A 16,031-nucleotide genomic window follows, 5' to 3' on the forward strand; every position below is an offset into this window, starting at 1 on the left:
GACGTCTACTTCTGCCATCACTTTTTGCGAACTATCGACGTGAACAAGCCAGATTACGGTTCATAATGTGTCCACTATGTCCCCGCACATGTGTCAACCATGTGTCCGGTCTGTACAGCTTTTCAAAGTGGCACGGCGTAAGGCCGGAACCTTAAGTGGCCGTGACCGCAGCAATGGATAGGAATGCTGAACGACAGCGCAGCGTCATCGCGCTTTTAAAGATCAAAAGATCGCGAGCAAGCTCGCTCCTACGCGCGCCCTTTGAGCCACGCTGGCCGATCGGGGATGCTGCCGACTCTCTGGCCTGTTGTTTGCGGTTCTTTCCTTCAACAGCTCATCTTGAACCCTCCCTCATCCAGTGTTGTCGACTAGTCTCTTAGCAGTGCTTGGAGCCTGCCCACTAAAATGAGAGGTGACCCATGAGTCTGTTGCTCGAACCCTATACGCTGCGCCAATTGACCCTTAACAACCGCATTGCGGTCTCACCCATGTGCCAGTACTCCAGCGTCGACGGGCTGGCCAACGATTGGCATCTTGTTCATTTGGGCAGCCGCGCCGTGGGCGGTGCGGGCCTGATCTTCACCGAGGCCACCGCCGTCACGCCTGACGGGCGTATCACTGCCCACGACCTGGGGCTGTGGAACGATGAGCAGATTGAGCCGCTGCAGCGTATTACGCGCTTTATCCGCGCTCAAGGTGCCGTTGCCGGTATTCAACTGGCCCATGCTGGGCGCAAAGCCAGCACTCACCGGCCGTGGCTGGGCAAGCCAGGCAGCGTCACAGTGGAAGAGGGCGGCTGGGTGCCGGTTGGCCCCTCACCCATTGCCTTTGACCCGCAGCACACCGCTCCCACGCCACTGAGCGAAGCGCAAATCAGTGCTCTTATTCAGGCATTTGTCGACGCGGCCCGGCGTGCATTGGAGGCCGGATTCTCTGTGGTCGAGGTGCACGCGGCTCACGGTTACTTGTTGCATCAATTTCTCTCGCCGATCAGTAATCAGCGTCGTGATCAGTATGGAGGTTCCTTCGAAAACCGCATTCGCCTGGTGCTGCAAGTGACCGAGGCCGTGCGCGAGGTCTGGCCACAAGAGCTGCCGATGTTTGTCCGCGTGTCGGCTACCGACTGGGTAGAAGACGGCTGGAACCCTGACGAAACGGTTGAGCTGGCGCGGCGTCTTAAAACACTGGGAGTGGACCTGATTGACGTGTCCTCGGGCGGTACGTCCGCCAGCGCCGAAATTCCGGTGGGGCCAGGTTATCAAACGCGTTTCGCCGAGCGTGTGCGCAAAGAAGCGTGCATTGCTACCGGCACTGTCGGCATGATTACCGAGCCCGCTCAGGCAGAACACATTCTGCGTACAGGGCAGGCGAACCTGATTCTGCTGGCCCGTGAACTGTTACGCGACCCTTACTGGCCGCTGCATGCCGATGATGACCTGGGAGGTAAAAAGGCGACCTGGCCGGCTCAGTACCACCGTGCCACCCATCGCGATCAACCGCTTCATGAATCGGATCTGCGCGATTGATACATTTCTTGAACCCTATGAAGAGAGGCTGCTTATGAATACCCGTGGATTGCTCGACCAGTTACTGAAATCCGGCCAGGACATGCTGGCGAAAAAAACCGGCACTCAAACCGGCGGTGCCGGCAGCCAAGGCGGTTTGGGCAATGTGCTGGGTTCCGGCGGGTTGGGCGGCCTGCTCTCGGGGGCGGGGGGCGGAGTGATGGCTGGCAGCGTGCTGGGCTTGTTGCTGGGCAGCAAAAAGGGGCGCAAGTTTGGCGGCCAAGCGTTGACTTACGGCGGTTTGGCGGCGTTGGGCGTGCTGGCCTATAAAGCGTATGGCAATTGGCAGGCCAACCAGGGCACAGCCCCGCAAATGGAACCCCAGACCATTGACCGCGTGCCTGCACCGCAAGTGGAACAACACAGTCAGGCGATCCTCAAGGCGTTGGTGGCCGCGGCCAAGGCTGATGGCCATATCGATGAGCGTGAGCGTCAGTTGATCGATGGCGAAGTCAGTAAATTGAGTGGCGACCCAGGTTTGCAGCGCTGGCTGCAAGCCGAACTCAACAAGCCGCTTGATCCCGCCGAAGTGGCCCGCGCCGCCAGCACCCCGGAAATTGCGGCAGAAATGTACATCGCCAGTGTGATTCTGGTGGATGAGGAACATTTTATGGAGCGAGCGTACCTGAATGAATTGGCCAAGCAACTGAACCTGGACCCAGGCCTTAAGGCGGAGTTGGAAGCTCAGGTTAAAAACGCCGCCGGTCAACTGGCCTGAAGGAAACCGAATTGCAAAAATAGTTCATTCGAATTGTAGGTTTTTTTACTTGTAGCTGTGAGATCGATCGCAAAGGTCTTACGAATCATCGCGTACCCTCGGCTATACTCCGCTTCATTTGAATGGCCCCCCGAGGATTGACTGTGAAGAACTGGACGTTACGCCAACGCATTTTGGCGAGCTTTGCGGTAATCATCGCCATCATGTTGTTGATGGTGGTTGCGGCGTACTCGCGGTTGCTGTCGGTGGAAAACAGTGAAGAGACGGTTCGCACCGACTCGATCCCCGGGGTTTATTACAGCTCGATGGTTCGCAGTGCCTGGGTCGACAGCTACATTTTGACCTTGCAGTTGGTGGGCTCGTCCGACCACCGCCCGCTGACCAACGAAGATCGCAAACAGTACGCCAGCTTTGAAGAGCGCCTGGACAAAGAGCTGGCGAACTACCGCACCACTATTTTTGATGGTGAGGACCGCAGTTCTTTCGATGAATTTGAACGCCTGCACACTGAGTACGGCCACCGCTTGGCCAATGTGCTTGAGCTTTATGAAAATCAGGAATACGACAAGGCACAGGTCCTGGTTGCCGAGCAGTTGGCACCGATCTGGATGTCAGGTCGCAAGCAACTCAACGCGCTGATTGATGCCAACAGTACGGCTGCCCGTGATGCGGCTGAGTCCATTGCCGAAGCCGTGTTCGCGGCCAAGATCAGTATGTTGATCTCGCTGGTGATTGCCGTGCTTGCTGCCGGGCTGTGCGGCTACCTGCTGCTGCAGGCGATCATGTCGCCGATGAAGCGCATCGTTTCCATCCTTGAAGTCATGCGTTCCGGCGACCTGAGTCGGCGCTTGAACCTGGAGCGCAAGGATGAGTTTGGTGCCGTGGAAACGGGTTTTAACGACATGATGACCGAGCTGACGTCGCTGGTGTCTCAGGCCCAACGGTCGTCTGTTCAGGTCACGACCTCGGTCACGGAAATTGCCGCCACTTCCAAGCAGCAACAAGCCACGGCCACCGAAACGGCGGCCACCACCACCGAGATTGGCGCAACGTCCCGTGAAATTGCGGCCACGTCCCGCGACCTGGTACGCACCATGACCGAAGTGACTTCGGCTGCCGATCAGGCTTCCATCCTGGCGGGCTCCGGCCAGCAAGGCCTGGCCCGCATGGAAGAGACCATGCACTCGGTAATGGGCGCTGCCGACCTGGTAAACGCCAAGCTGGCGATTCTCAACGAGAAGGCCGGCAACATTAACCAGGTGGTCGTGACCATCGTTAAGGTGGCCGACCAGACCAACCTGTTGTCCCTCAACGCCGCCATTGAGGCCGAAAAGGCAGGCGAATATGGCCGGGGTTTTGCCGTGGTCGCCACTGAAGTCCGGCGATTGGCGGACCAAACGGCCGTGGCCACTTATGACATTGAGCAGATGGTGCGCGAAATCCAGTCAGCGGTATCGGCGGGTGTGATGGGCATGGACAAGTTCTCTGAAGAAGTACGCCGTGGCATGTCCGAAGTGCAGCAAGTGGGTGAGCAATTGTCGCAAATCATCCATCAGGTTCAGGCGTTGGCCCCACGGGTACTGATGGTTAATGAGGGCATGCAGGCCCAGGCCACGGGCGCTGAACAAATCAACCATGCATTGGTGCAACTGGGGGATGCCAGCAGTCAGACAGTTGAGTCCTTGCGTCAGGCCAGTTTTGCAATCGACGAACTGAGTCAGGTTGCAGTCGGGCTGCGCAGTGGCGTGTCGCGTTTTAAAGTCTGATGAGTGCTCCTCAAGCCTTGAACGCGGCCGGGACAGTGCCAAGCAAGCGCCTGTTCCTGGTGTTCTATATCGGTGATGAGCGTTATGCCTTGCCGGCCACCGATGTTGTGGAGGTGTTGCCACGTTTACCGCTCAAGCCCATTGCCCAGGCCCCTGCGTGGGTCGCGGGTGTGTTTTCGCACCGAGGGCAAATGGTGCCAGTGATCGACATCAGCGCCATGACGTTTGGTAATACGGCCGTCGAACGCACCAGTACGCGCCTCGTGCTGGTCAACTATCGCGGGCGTTTGCTGGGGCTGATGCTTGAGCAGGCCACCGACACGCTGCGGTGTAGCGCGGATGATTTTCAACCGTATGGCCTGGACAACCGCGACGCACCTTATCTGGGCCCGGTGCGCAAAGATGAGCGTGGCTTGGTGCAGTGGATTACGATCAGTGACTTGCTGACACCTTCCGTGTGTGCGCTGATCTTCCCGCCGGACACTGATGCCGACCAAGGGCAGGTGTTTGCATGAGCGCCGACCAACGTTTTTTCGATTACCTGAAACAGCACATTGGCCTGGATGTGGCCTCTGTCGGCCCGGCGATCATTGAACGCGCCGTGCGCCAGCGTTGCGCGGCATTGAACATGACGGATAACGAGCACTATTGGCAGCGTTTGCTCAGTTCGCAGGATGAGCAGCAAGCGCTGATTGAATCGGTGATCGTGCCCGAGACCTGGTTTTTCCGCTATCCCGAATCGTTTGCCACCCTGGGCCGACTGGCTCGCCAGCGTCTGGCGGACATCGGCAACCGGCGGGCATTACGAATTTTGAGCTTGCCGTGTTCCACCGGCGAAGAACCTTATTCGATTGCAATGGCGCTGTTCGATGCTGGCCTGGCCGGGCATCAATTCAAGGTCGATGCCCTGGATGTCAGCCCGCTGTCGGTGCAGCGCGCCGAACAGGCGCTGTATGGCAAAAACTCCTTTCGCGGCGACCAGACCGATTTTCGCGAACGTTACTTTAGCCTTGAGCCTGACGGCTATCACCTGGCGAGCCGGGTACGCGAGCAAATCCGTTTTTACGTGGGTAACGTGCTGGCCCCGACACTGTTGGCCAGCCACGAGCCGTACGACTTTGTATTTTGCCGCAACCTGTTGATCTACTTTGACCTGAACACCCAGCAGCAGGCACTGCACGTACTTAAACGGCTGACCCGCAATGATGGCGTGCTGTTTATCGGCCCGGCGGAAGGCAGCCTGCTGGGGCGTATGGGCATGCGATCGATGGGGGCACCGCAGTCGTTTGCCTTTTGCCACAGCACCGACCCGTTGCCGGTGATACCGCCCGTTCAACCCGCTGCCGTGGCACCGCCACCTTCAGTGCGCCCGGTGGCACCTGCCATAGCACCGAGCATCCGTCCTTTTGCTTCGCGCGCGCCCACTTCTGTGCCTGCACCGGTTGCCGAGCTGCGGTCGATGCCCGATGAACCTGCGGTGTTGCTCAAGCAGATTGCCGCCTTGGCCAATGAAGGTAACAGCAGCGCTGCCCGCGCGGTCTGTGAACAGTCCTTGCAGCGTTATGGCCCACAGGCCCAAGTGTTTTACTGGTTGGGTTTGCTCAGTGAGGTCGATATGCAGGCGGCTCAAGCCCAAGGGTTTTATCGCAAAGCGTTGTACCTGCAACCCCAGCACGCTGAGGCCCTGGCGCAGTTGGCCGCCTTGCTGGCTTCCCAGGGCGACACCGCAGGTGCCCAGCGTTTGCAGGCCCGTGCAGCCCGTCATGAGCGGGCCGTTCACAGTGAGCGTAAACAATGAGCGGTTTAGCAGCCCAACGTTTGATCCACACCGAAGCCCAGGCCATTGATGACTGCTGGAACCGCATCGGTATCTACGGCGATAAGTCCTGCGCGTTGCTGCCCGAGCACATCCACTGCCGCAACTGTGCGGTGTATTCGGCCGCTGCCACGCGTTTGCTTGATCGCTATGCGTTTGCGCAGGCGCAACAGGACCACTATGCCCCGCAAGTGCTTGAGCGAAAAATCGCCACGCGTTCGCTGGTGGTCTTTCGCCTGGGGGGCGAATGGCTGGGGTTGGCCACGCGCTGTCTGGATGAGGTCGCGCCGATGCAGTTGATTCATTCGCTGCCTCACCAGCGCTCGCGGGCCTTGCTGGGCGTGGCCAACGTGCGCGGAGCGCTGGTGCCGTGCCTGTCGCTGGTGGACCTGCTGGCGCTTGACGCCAGCGTGACCGGTGTGACAACGGCACGGGTGATGCCGCGCATGTTGATCCTCGCGGCCCACGGCGGGCCCGTGGTGGTGCCCGTGGTGGTGCCCGTGGATGAGGTCGATGGGGTTCATAACATTGAAGAACAGGTGTTAGGCACGGCTTCGCTTTCGGGCGAACACGCCAGTGCCAAGTACACGCAAGGCGTACTGCAATGGAAGGGCCGGAGCCTGCGTTGGCTGAATGAAGAGCAATTGCTCAGCGCTATCACCCGGAGCCTCACATGACCCCCGAGCAAATGCGCGATGCTTCGTTGCTGGAGCTGTTCAGCCTTGAAGCAGACGCTCAGACCCAAGTGCTGAACAGCGGTTTGCTGGCCCTGGAGCGTAACCCGCGCCAGGCCGACCAGCTTGAAGCCTGCATGCGCGCGGCGCACTCACTCAAAGGCGCAGCCCGCATTGTCGGGGTGGATGCCGGGGTCAGTGTCGCCCATGTGATGGAAGACTGTCTGGTCAGTGCCCAGGAAGGGCGTTTGTACCTACAACCCGAGCATATTGATGCCTTGTTGCAGGGCACCGACTTGTTGATGCGTATCGCCACCCCGGAGGCCAAGGTGGGCCCGGCGGATATTGACGCTTATGTCGCGTTGCTGGAGCGGTTGCTGGACCCGTCAGCGGCGAATGTGCGCACGGCCTGTGCGCCCCCTGCGTTCGATGTGTCGCAGTTGTTGTTGGCAGAGCCTCTACCCGAGGCTGTCATTGAGCCTGTGGCTGTGCCGGTCGAGCCGCCGGTGATGGCCGAGCCTGAACTGGCACGCCGGCCCCAGCGCCTGACTGAAAGTGGCGAGCGCGTGTTGCGTGTCACGGCGCAACGGCTCAATAGCTTGCTGGATCTGTCCAGCAAATCGCTGGTCGAAACCCAGCGGCTCAAACCTTACCTGGTTGCGCTTCAGCGCCTCAAACGCATGCAGAGCGCCAGTTTGCGTGCCCTGGACACCCTCAGCGAACACCTCAAAATTGTCGGCTTGCACCATGAGGCCGAAGAAGCCCTGGTGGATGCCCGGCGCCTGCTGGCCGAGTCACAGCATGTGCTGAGCGAACAGGCCGCCGAGCTGGATGAGTTCGGCTGGCAGGCGGGCCAGCGGGCGCAATTGTTGTATGACACCGCATTGTCATGCCGCATGCGTCCGTTTGCCGATGTTCTGGTTGGGCAAGAGCGCATGGTGCGCGACCTGGGGCGTGCGCTGGGCAAGCAGATCCGTCTGGACATCGAAGGCGAAAAAACCCAGGTGGATCGTGACGTCCTGGAGAAACTCGAGGCCCCCCTCACGCATTTACTGCGCAATGCCGCCGACCACGGCATTGAGCCGCCTGAACAGCGTTTGCTGGCGGGCAAATCGCCGGAGGGCCAGATTCGCCTGCGCATTTCCCATCAGGCCGGGTTGTTGGTGCTGGAACTGAGCGATGACGGTGCGGGTGTAGACCTGGACCGCTTGCGCCACACTATTGTTGAGCGTCAGTTGTCGACGGCCGCCACAGTGGCGCAGTTGAGTGAAGAGGAACTGCTCAGCTTCCTGTTTCTGCCGGGTTTTAGCTTGCGCGACACGGTGACGGAAGTGTCCGGGCGTGGTGTCGGGCTGGATGCCGTGCACCATATGGTGCGCTTGCTGCGGGGCTCGATTGTGCTGGAGCAAACCTCGGGCAAGGGCAGCCGGTTCCAATTGGAAGTGCCATTGACCTTGTCTGTGGTGCGCAGCCTGGTGGTTGAAGTGGCTGATGAGGCCTACGCCTTCCCGTTGGCGCACATCGAGCGTATGCGCGACCTGGCCCCGGACGATATCGTGCAACTGGAAGGCCGTCAGCATTTCTGGCATGAAGGCCGGCACGTCGGGCTGGTGGCTGCCAGCCAATTGCTGCAGCGCCCCCCCAGCCAAAGTGATGACGAAACCCTTAAGGTGGTGGTGATCCGTGAACGCGAGGCCGTTTACGGGGTGGCGGTAGAACGTTTTATCGGTGAGCGCACCCTGGTGGTCTTGCCGCTGGATCCGCGGCTGGGCAAAGTGCAAGACATTTCGGCCGGTGCCTTGCTCGATGACGGTTCGCCGGTGTTGATTGTGGATGTCGAAGACATGCTGCGCTCCGTCGACAAACTGCTCAACACCGGGCGTCTTGAACGAATCGATCGGCGTAACCGGCACACCGCCGAATTGGCGCGCAAGCGCATTTTGGTGGTGGATGACTCACTGACAGTGCGAGAGCTGCAACGCAAACTGCTGATCAATCGCGGTTATGAAGTGGCTGTGGCGGTTGACGGCATGGATGGCTGGAATGCCTTGCGCGCCGAGCACTTTGACTTGCTGATCACCGACATCGACATGCCGCGCATGGACGGTATTGAACTGGTGACATTGCTGCGCCGGGACAGCCGCCTGCAATCGATGCCAGTCATGGTCGTTTCCTATAAAGATCGAGAAGAAGACCGTCGGCGTGGTCTGGATGCTGGCGCTGACTATTATCTAGCCAAAGCCAGTTTCCATGACGATGCGTTGCTTGATGCTGTGGTTGAACTCATCGGGGGAGCACAGACATGAATATCGCCATTGTGAATGATATGCCCTTGGCCGTTGAGGCCTTGCGTCGCGCCTTGGCCTTCGAACCGGCGCACGAATTGCTGTGGGTCGCCGGTAATGGTGAAGAGGCCGTGAGGTTATGTGCCGAGCAGACCCCCGACGTGATTCTGATGGACTTGATCATGCCGGTGATGGATGGCGTTGAGGCCACGCGCCGGATCATGGCCGAAAGCCCGTGTGCAATTGTCATTGTCACCGTTGACCGTCAGCAAAATATGCACCGCGTATTTGAAGCCATGGGCTTTGGCGCACTGGACGTGGTGGACACGCCGGCGCTGGGCGCGGGCAATGCCAAAGAGGCTGCCGCGCCACTGCTGCGAAAAATCCTCAATATTGGCTGGTTGATGGGCCAGACAGACAAACGGGTCAAACCGACGGCGACGCACACCCGGGCTCCGAGCCGCTGCGGTGGCCTGGTAGCCATTGGCTCATCGGCCGGCGGCCCGGCGGCCCTTGAAACCCTGCTCAAAGGCTTGCCGAGACATTTTTCGGCGGCCATTGTGCTGGTTCAGCACGTGGATCAAGTGTTTGCCGCCGGCATGGCGGAATGGCTGAGCACCTCGTGCGGGCTCGACGTGCGCTTGGCGCGTGATGGGGAAACGCCCCAGCCGGGTTCTGTGTTGCTGGCCGGCACTAATCATCACATTCGTTTGTTAAAAAACGGCACGCTGGCTTACACCGCGGAGCCAGTGAATGAAATATATCGACCCTCGATTGATGTGTTTTTCGAAAGCATCGCCCATTTCTGGAATGGCGATGCGGTAGGGGTGTTGTTAACCGGTATGGGGCGCGATGGGGCTCAAGGGCTCAAACTTATGCGCCAGCAAGGTTTTCTCACCATTGCCCAGGATCAACACAGCAGCTCGGTCTATGGCATGCCCAAAGCCGCGGCAAGTATTAATGCCGCCGTAGAAGTCCGGGCCTTGAACACGATTGCGCCACGCTTGCTGGAGATATTTGCCAAATGAATGACAAAACCCGGCAGGACTGGCTTGAAGGCAGTAATTCAGGTGAACGCGCATGAACGACTTACAGTTGGACGACGTTAGAACAGATGAAAATGCCGCCATGGTATTGCTGGTAGACGATCAGGCCATGATCGGCGAAGCCGTACGCCGGGGTCTGGCACTGGAACAGAATATTGACTTTCATTTTTGTGCCGACCCGCATGAGGCCATTGCCCAGGCGATTCGCATCAAGCCAACAGTTATCCTGCAAGACCTGGTGATGCCGGGCCTGGACGGGTTGACCCTGGTGCGCGAGTACCGCAACCACCCGGCCACCCAGAACATCCCGATCATCGTGCTTTCCACCAAAGAAGACCCGCTGATCAAAAGCGCCGCGTTTTCGGCGGGGGCCAACGATTACCTGGTGAAATTGCCGGATAACATCGAGTTGGTGGCGCGTATTCGCTACCACTCGCGCTCCTACATGACCCTGCTGCAACGCGATGCTGCCTACCGCGCATTGCGCGTCAGCCAGCAGCAGTTACTGGACACCAACCTGGTGCTGCAACGGTTGATGAACTCTGACGGCCTGACGGGGCTGTCCAACCGCCGGCATTTTGATGAATACCTGGAGCTGGAGTGGCGTCGTGCCTTGCGTGAGCAAACCCAGTTATCGTTGCTGATGATCGATGTGGATTATTTCAAGTCCTACAACGACACCTTTGGGCACCTGGACGGCGATGAAGCCTTGCGCAAAGTGGCGGCCACCATCCGCGATGCCAGCAGCCGGCCCTCTGACTTGCCAGCCCGTTATGGCGGAGAAGAATTTGCCATTGTGCTGCCCAACACCTCGCAGGGCGGTGCCCGACTGGTGGCTGAAAAACTGCGCCAGGCTGTTGAAGCCTTGAAAATCCCGCATATTGCGCCGGGCGAAGGCAGCAGCCTGACCATCAGCATCGGCCTGTCCACCTTGACCCCACAGCAGAGCGGCAACTGCCGCCAACTGATCTCGGCGGCGGACAAAGGCCTGTACCTGGCCAAGAACAATGGGCGTAACCAGGTGGGGATCGAGTAACGCAGCACACCTTGTCTCGCGATCTTTTGATCTTTAAAAAATCCCGAGCAATCGAGCGTCGACCGGCGGCTCCTGCGCGCGTTTGATCTAAGAGGCTCCATAAAACCACGCTGGCCGAATACAGGTTTTGCGCAGTGCGTAACCTGGCAAAACGCCGGGTTGGCCGTGGCAGGCTCAGGGATGGTTGATCCCCCGCCAGGCGGGCTGCTGCCAACCCATGTTTACGGTATACTCCCCGGCTTTGTAAAAATCGCCTACGAGTGCCGCCAGCCATGGAAATCAACCCAATCCTTAACAGCATCAAGGACCTGTCAGAGCGCTCCGAAACCATTCGGGGGTATCTTTGACTACGATCAAAAGCATGAGCGTCTGACCGAAGTCAATCGCGAGCTTGAAGATCCGAGTGTCTGGAACAACCCGTCCTATGCCCAGGAACTGGGGCGCGAGCGCTCCTTGCTGGCGCAGATCGTAGAAACCCTCGACGAGATGCACTCCGGCCTGGCCGATGCCAAGGACCTGCTGTTGATGGCCGCCGAGGAAGAAGACCAGGCGGCGGCGGATGACGTTGCCGAGGAAGTCGAACGCCTGCGCGAGTCTCTTGAAAAACTCGAGTTTCGCCGCATGTTCAGCGGTGAGATGGACGCCAACAACGCTTACCTGGACATTCAGGCGGGCTCCGGCGGCACCGAAGCCCAAGACTGGGCCAATATCCTGTTGCGGATGTATTTGCGCTGGGCCGACAAGCGCGGCTTTGATGCCACCATCATGGAGCTGTCCGCCGGCGAAGTGGCAGGTATCAAGGGTGCAACCTTACACATCAAAGGCGAATACGCGTTTGGCTGGTTGCGTACCGAGATTGGCGTCCACCGCCTGGTGCGTAAAAGCCCGTATGACTCGGGTAACCGCCGTCATACCTCGTTCTCGGCCGTTTTCGTTTCGCCAGAAATCGACGACAACATTGAAATCGATATCAACCCGTCAGACCTGCGGATCGATACCTACCGTTCCTCCGGTGCGGGCGGTCAGCACGTAAACACCACCGACTCGGCCGTGCGAATTACCCACGTCCCGAGCAACACCGTGGTGAGCTGCCAGAACGAACGCTCGCAGCATGCGAACAAAGACACCGCCATGAAAATGTTGCGGGCGCGTCTTTACGAGCAGGAAATACAAAAGCGCAACGCCGCCTCCCAAGCGCTGGAAGACACCAAGTCCGATATCGGCTGGGGTCATCAGATCCGTTCGTATGTGCTTGATGCCTCGCGTATCAAGGACTTGCGTACCGGCATCGAGCGCAGCGATTGCGACAAGGTGCTGGACGGCGATATCGACGAATACTTGGTGGCCAGCCTGAAACAAGGGCTGTAAGTCACGCTACATCCGTAAAGTGCGCAGCTGACGCGATGCCTTGAAGGCGTGCTTAAGCCCGCTTCCCCCTGCCGCAAGGCGGGGGCAACGAACCTGTGATGGAATTTTTTAAGACATGAGCGACCAACAACTCGACCCGCAAGCTGTGCAACAGGAAGAAAATGCCCTGATTGCTCAGCGCAAGGAAAAACTGGCGGCCCTGCGCGCCCAAGGCAATGCCTTCCCGAATGACTTCCGTCGTGACCACTACTGCGCTGACCTGCAGAAGCAGTTCGCCGACAAGACCAAGGAAGAACTGGCTGAAGCGGCAATTGCGGTCAAGGTCGCTGGTCGTATCATGCTTAACCGTGGCTCGTTCATGGTGATTCAGGACATGACCGGTCGCATTCAGGTCTACGTCAACCGTAAAACCCTGCCGGAAGAAACCCTGGCCGCCGTGAAAACCTGGGACCTGGGTGACATCATCGCCGCCGAAGGCACCCTGGCCCGCTCCGGCAAGGGTGACCTGTACGTTGAAATGACCAACGTGCGCCTGCTCACCAAGTCCCTGCGCCCGTTGCCCGACAAGCACCACGGCCTGACCGACACCGAGCAGCGTTATCGCCAGCGCTACGTTGACCTGATCGTCAACGAAGACGTGCGTCACACGTTCCGTGTACGTTCGCAAGTGATCGCTCACATCCGTAACTTCCTGATGGCCCGTGACTTCCTCGAAGTCGAAACGCCCATGCTGCAAACCATTCCGGGTGGCGCGGCGGCCAAGCCGTTCGAAACCCACCACAACGCGCTGGACATGGAAATGTTCCTGCGTATCGCACCGGAGCTGTACCTCAAACGTCTGGTCGTGGGCGGCTTCGAGAAGGTGTTCGAGATCAACCGCAACTTCCGTAACGAAGGCGTGTCGACCCGTCACAATCCTGAATTCACCATGCTTGAGTTCTACCAGGCGTACGCCGACTACGAAGACAACATGGACCTGACCGAGGAGCTGTTCCGCGAACTGGCTCAATTGGTTCTCGGTACCACCGACGTGCCGTACGGCGACAAGGTGTTCCACTTCGGTGAGCCGTTTGTGCGTCTGTCCGTGTTCGACTCGATCCTCAAGTACAACCCTGAGCTGACCGCTGACGACCTGAACGATATCGACAAGGCGCGTGCCATCGCCAAGAAAGCCGGCGCGAAAGTGCTGGGCTTCGAAGGTCTGGGCAAGTTGCAGGTGATGATTTTCGAAGAGTTGGTCGAGCACAAGCTGGAGCAGCCACACTTCATCACGCAGTACCCGTTCGAAGTGTCGCCGCTGGCCCGTCGTAACGACGACAACCCGAACGTGACCGATCGTTTTGAACTGTTTATCGGTGGCCGTGAAATCGCCAACGCTTACTCCGAGCTGAACGACGCAGAAGACCAGGCGGAGCGCTTTATGGCGCAGGTGGCCGACAAGGATGCAGGCGACGATGAAGCCATGCACTACGACGCCGACTTCGTGCGTGCCCTGGAATATGGCATGCCACCGACTGCTGGTGAAGGCATCGGCATCGACCGCCTGGTGATGCTGCTGACCAACTCGCCGTCGATCCGTGACGTGATTCTGTTCCCGCACATGCGCCCACAAGCGTAATGATGCAGACTAAAAAACCGCCGACTGCCGGCGGTTTTTTATTGCCCGGTGATTGAGGCTACGCGCTTGTAGCCGCTGCCGCAGGCTGCGATGGGCTGCATCGAAACCCTCTGCCTCAGCCAAGAGCATGCGCCTGCGGACCTTATCGCAGCCTGCGGCAGCGACGACAGAGGAGGGGGGGCTCTTCAACAACACTGGCCAAGTGTTGACGACTATTGTCAGTCGGATGGAAGATCAGGCCCTACTCAATAAGTGCTGTCCGCTCTATAGAAGGATGCAGGCATGAAAGTTTGGCGCGTAATGCTGCTGGCATTGTCGTTTTTACTGTTGAACGGTTGTCTTGTCACGTTTACCCAAGCCCCCCTTGAACCACACAAGGCACCCAAGACATTGCTGGGTCAATGGGTCAGCCAGGATGCCTGGGGGCAGGCGCGTCATCTGAATATTCGAGCGATCGATAAAACGCGCTACCAAGCCGAGGTCTACCCCAAAGGTGAACTCAAGGCCCGCAAACGCTATACCTTCATCGTCGCCCGCCACGGTAACCGCTGGTATGCCTCGGCGGCGATGCCCGCTGCGCAGGGTGGCAACTACACGCTCAATGGTTTTGAAGTAACCCCTACGGGGGAACTGGTGGTCTACGACCTGGACCTCGAACAGGTCCGCCAGGCGATCGGCCAGTCGGCGTTGACCGGCGAGCCGGTGGAAACCGCTGAGGGCACGGGCGTACAAATCGACAGCCCTTCAGCTAAAGTCTTTGCTTATCTGGATGATCCGGCGAACTCCGATGTGTTCGTTGAAATCGCCCGTTATCAGCGTGTGGCCAAATAACGGCTTTTTATAAGGAGCACCGGGTGGACGATTATCAGCGCACGATTCGCACGTTGTCAGACCGCATCGTAGTCGCGCAAACCCCGATCCGCGTGCTGGATGCGGTGAAATGGGATGACAGCATCCGTCAGGGCTTTCTCAAGGCCAAAGGCAAGGAAATGCCTGCGGTCAGCCGTGAGTATTATCAGGGGCGAGCGCTGTCCTTTGATTCGGGCGCGGTGAAGCTGGAGTTCCAGAACATTGAGCGCGATATCACCCGTCAGCTGGGGCAGTTCAACCCGGTCGGGCAGATCATGCGGCGTATGTGCAAAGAGTACCGAATGGTGGTGCGCATGCTGGAGGCGCGCGGCACCGAAGACTTCGGGCTGATCTCCCAGGAGCTCTATGGTGCCGCTTCAGATGCCTTCCATGCCGGCGACCCCACGCTGGCCGACCTGGGGCTGATGATGTCCGACTACCTGGACAAAATCGACGATCGCGGTGCACTCAAGGACGAAGCCAAGACCTTAACGGCCAAGGATGCGGTCAATTTGCTGCAAGGCCGTCTGAACAAGGTGTTTGGCGAGGCGGAAGAAACCATTCGGGTCTTCGAGTCTGACGGTATTGTGGCCGACGCGGCGGCGGGCGCTGATTACATCAAGATCCGGGCGGATGCGATGTTCAACGAGCGTGATGTGCGTGCGCTGGAAGTGCACGAAGGGTTGGTGCATGTGGGCACAACGCTCAACGGGCTGAACCAGCCGATTTGCACTTTCCTGGCCAAGGGGCCGCCGTCTTCGACCGTGACCCAGGAAGGCCTGGCGATCCTGATGGAAATCATCACCTTTGCCTCCTACCCCAGCCGCCTGCGCAAGCTCACCAACCGCACGCGCGCCATTCATATGGTGGAAGAGGGCGCAGACTTCATGCAGGTCTATCAGTTCTTCCGGGAGCAGGGCTTTGAAATGTCGGAGAGCTACGGCAATGCGAGCCGCGTTTTCCGGGGTTCGGTGCCTAATGGTCTGCCGTTTACCAAAGACTTGTCCTACCTCAAGGGTTTTATCATGGTTTACAACTACATTCAGTTGGCCGTGCGCAAAGGCAAGCTGGAGCAAGTGCCACTGTTGTTTTGCGGTAAAACCACCCTTGAAGACATGCGGACCTTGCGCCAGTTGGTGGATGAAGGCCTGGTGGTTGCGCCGAAGTTCTTGCCTGACCAGTTCCGTGACATGAACGCGCTGGCGGCCTGGATGTGTTTCTCCAACTTTCTCAACCACCTGAGCCTGGACCGCATAGAAGCGGACTACTCCAATATTCTGTAAATCAGGT

Annotated in this window: 13 protein-coding genes; all 13 read left to right on the top strand. The window is 58.8% G+C overall.

Annotated elements, in window-relative coordinates:
• Positions 1-419: 419 nt before the first annotated feature.
• The 13 genes from Q1W15_RS04270 to Q1W15_RS04330 all read left to right on the top strand — a co-directional run bounded on the left by Q1W15_RS04270 (position 420) and on the right by Q1W15_RS04330 (position 16,024).
• A complete protein-coding gene (locus Q1W15_RS04270) occupies positions 420-1,526 on the top strand; it encodes an NADH:flavin oxidoreductase/NADH oxidase (RefSeq protein ID WP_300723469.1) in 1,107 nt (368 codons plus the stop codon).
• A gap of 34 nt (positions 1,527-1,560) precedes the next feature.
• Positions 1,561-2,283 carry a tellurite resistance TerB family protein gene (locus Q1W15_RS04275; protein WP_300723483.1) on the top strand — a complete coding sequence of 241 codons (723 nt, stop codon included), beginning with the start codon at positions 1,561-1,563 and terminating at the stop codon, positions 2,281-2,283.
• A 143-nt stretch (positions 2,284-2,426) separates the two neighbouring features.
• On the top strand, positions 2,427-4,049 hold the full coding sequence (locus Q1W15_RS04280; protein ID WP_300723513.1) for a methyl-accepting chemotaxis protein: 1,623 nt from the start codon (positions 2,427-2,429) through the stop codon (positions 4,047-4,049).
• The gene (locus Q1W15_RS04285; RefSeq protein WP_300723528.1) at positions 4,049-4,564 is read left to right on the top strand and encodes a chemotaxis protein CheW; all 516 of its coding nucleotides are present in this window, start codon (positions 4,049-4,051) and stop codon (positions 4,562-4,564) included. The genes Q1W15_RS04280 and Q1W15_RS04285 overlap by 1 nt, the downstream gene beginning before the upstream one ends.
• Positions 4,561-5,847: a CheR family methyltransferase gene (locus Q1W15_RS04290; RefSeq protein WP_300723542.1), complete on the top strand. Its 1,287-nt coding sequence runs from the start codon at positions 4,561-4,563 to the stop codon at positions 5,845-5,847. Before Q1W15_RS04285 ends, Q1W15_RS04290 begins: the two co-directional genes overlap by 4 nt.
• Positions 5,844-6,542 carry a chemotaxis protein CheW gene (locus Q1W15_RS04295; protein WP_300723555.1) on the top strand — a complete coding sequence of 233 codons (699 nt, stop codon included), beginning with the start codon at positions 5,844-5,846 and terminating at the stop codon, positions 6,540-6,542. Before Q1W15_RS04290 ends, Q1W15_RS04295 begins: the two co-directional genes overlap by 4 nt.
• Positions 6,539-8,845 (top strand): hybrid sensor histidine kinase/response regulator, encoded by a 2,307-nt coding sequence (locus tag Q1W15_RS04300; protein WP_300723571.1) that lies wholly within the window; start codon positions 6,539-6,541, stop codon positions 8,843-8,845. Before Q1W15_RS04295 ends, Q1W15_RS04300 begins: the two co-directional genes overlap by 4 nt.
• The gene (locus Q1W15_RS04305; protein WP_300723583.1) at positions 8,842-9,852 is read left to right on the top strand and encodes a chemotaxis response regulator protein-glutamate methylesterase; all 1,011 of its coding nucleotides are present in this window, start codon (positions 8,842-8,844) and stop codon (positions 9,850-9,852) included. Before Q1W15_RS04300 ends, Q1W15_RS04305 begins: the two co-directional genes overlap by 4 nt.
• Before the next feature lie 52 nt (positions 9,853-9,904).
• Positions 9,905-10,906, top strand: a complete 1,002-nt coding sequence (locus Q1W15_RS04310; protein WP_300723596.1) for a PleD family two-component system response regulator — start codon at positions 9,905-9,907, stop codon at positions 10,904-10,906.
• A gap of 272 nt (positions 10,907-11,178) precedes the next feature.
• Positions 11,179-12,274, top strand: a protein-coding gene (gene prfB / locus Q1W15_RS04315) for a peptide chain release factor 2 (protein WP_300723612.1) whose coding sequence is annotated in 2 segments (ribosomal slippage) — positions 11,179-11,250 and positions 11,252-12,274 — 1,095 coding nt in all. Because the reading frame shifts where the segments join, the coding sequence is not laid out codon by codon here.
• A gap of 115 nt (positions 12,275-12,389) precedes the next feature.
• On the top strand, positions 12,390-13,892 hold the full coding sequence (gene lysS / locus Q1W15_RS04320) for a lysine--tRNA ligase (RefSeq protein WP_300723624.1): 1,503 nt from the start codon (positions 12,390-12,392) through the stop codon (positions 13,890-13,892).
• Positions 13,893-14,174: 282 nt separating this feature from the next.
• Complete coding sequence (locus tag Q1W15_RS04325) at positions 14,175-14,723, top strand: hypothetical protein (protein ID WP_300723639.1); 549 nt, start codon at positions 14,175-14,177, stop codon at positions 14,721-14,723.
• A gap of 23 nt (positions 14,724-14,746) precedes the next feature.
• On the top strand, positions 14,747-16,024 hold the full coding sequence (locus Q1W15_RS04330) for a flavohemoglobin expression-modulating QEGLA motif protein (RefSeq protein ID WP_300723656.1): 1,278 nt from the start codon (positions 14,747-14,749) through the stop codon (positions 16,022-16,024).
• The last annotated feature ends 7 nt before the right edge of the window (positions 16,025-16,031 follow it).

This window comes from Pseudomonas sp. (assembly GCF_030150285.1).
Classification (GTDB): domain Bacteria; phylum Pseudomonadota; class Gammaproteobacteria; order Pseudomonadales; family Pseudomonadaceae; genus Aquipseudomonas.

Coding starts and splice junctions, on each gene's coding strand:
- Q1W15_RS04270 (WP_300723469.1), top strand. CDS start 420: ATGAGTCTGTTGCTCGAACCCTATACGCTGCGCCAATTGACCCTTAAC.
- Q1W15_RS04275 (WP_300723483.1), top strand. CDS start 1,561: ATGAATACCCGTGGATTGCTCGACCAGTTACTGAAATCCGGCCAGGAC.
- Q1W15_RS04285 (WP_300723528.1), top strand. CDS start 4,049: ATGAGTGCTCCTCAAGCCTTGAACGCGGCCGGGACAGTGCCAAGCAAG.
- Q1W15_RS04290 (WP_300723542.1), top strand. CDS start 4,561: ATGAGCGCCGACCAACGTTTTTTCGATTACCTGAAACAGCACATTGGC.
- Q1W15_RS04295 (WP_300723555.1), top strand. CDS start 5,844: ATGAGCGGTTTAGCAGCCCAACGTTTGATCCACACCGAAGCCCAGGCC.
- Q1W15_RS04300 (WP_300723571.1), top strand. CDS start 6,539: ATGACCCCCGAGCAAATGCGCGATGCTTCGTTGCTGGAGCTGTTCAGC.
- Q1W15_RS04305 (WP_300723583.1), top strand. CDS start 8,842: ATGAATATCGCCATTGTGAATGATATGCCCTTGGCCGTTGAGGCCTTG.
- Q1W15_RS04310 (WP_300723596.1), top strand. CDS start 9,905: ATGAACGACTTACAGTTGGACGACGTTAGAACAGATGAAAATGCCGCC.
- lysS (WP_300723624.1), top strand. CDS start 12,390: ATGAGCGACCAACAACTCGACCCGCAAGCTGTGCAACAGGAAGAAAAT.
- Q1W15_RS04325 (WP_300723639.1), top strand. CDS start 14,175: ATGAAAGTTTGGCGCGTAATGCTGCTGGCATTGTCGTTTTTACTGTTG.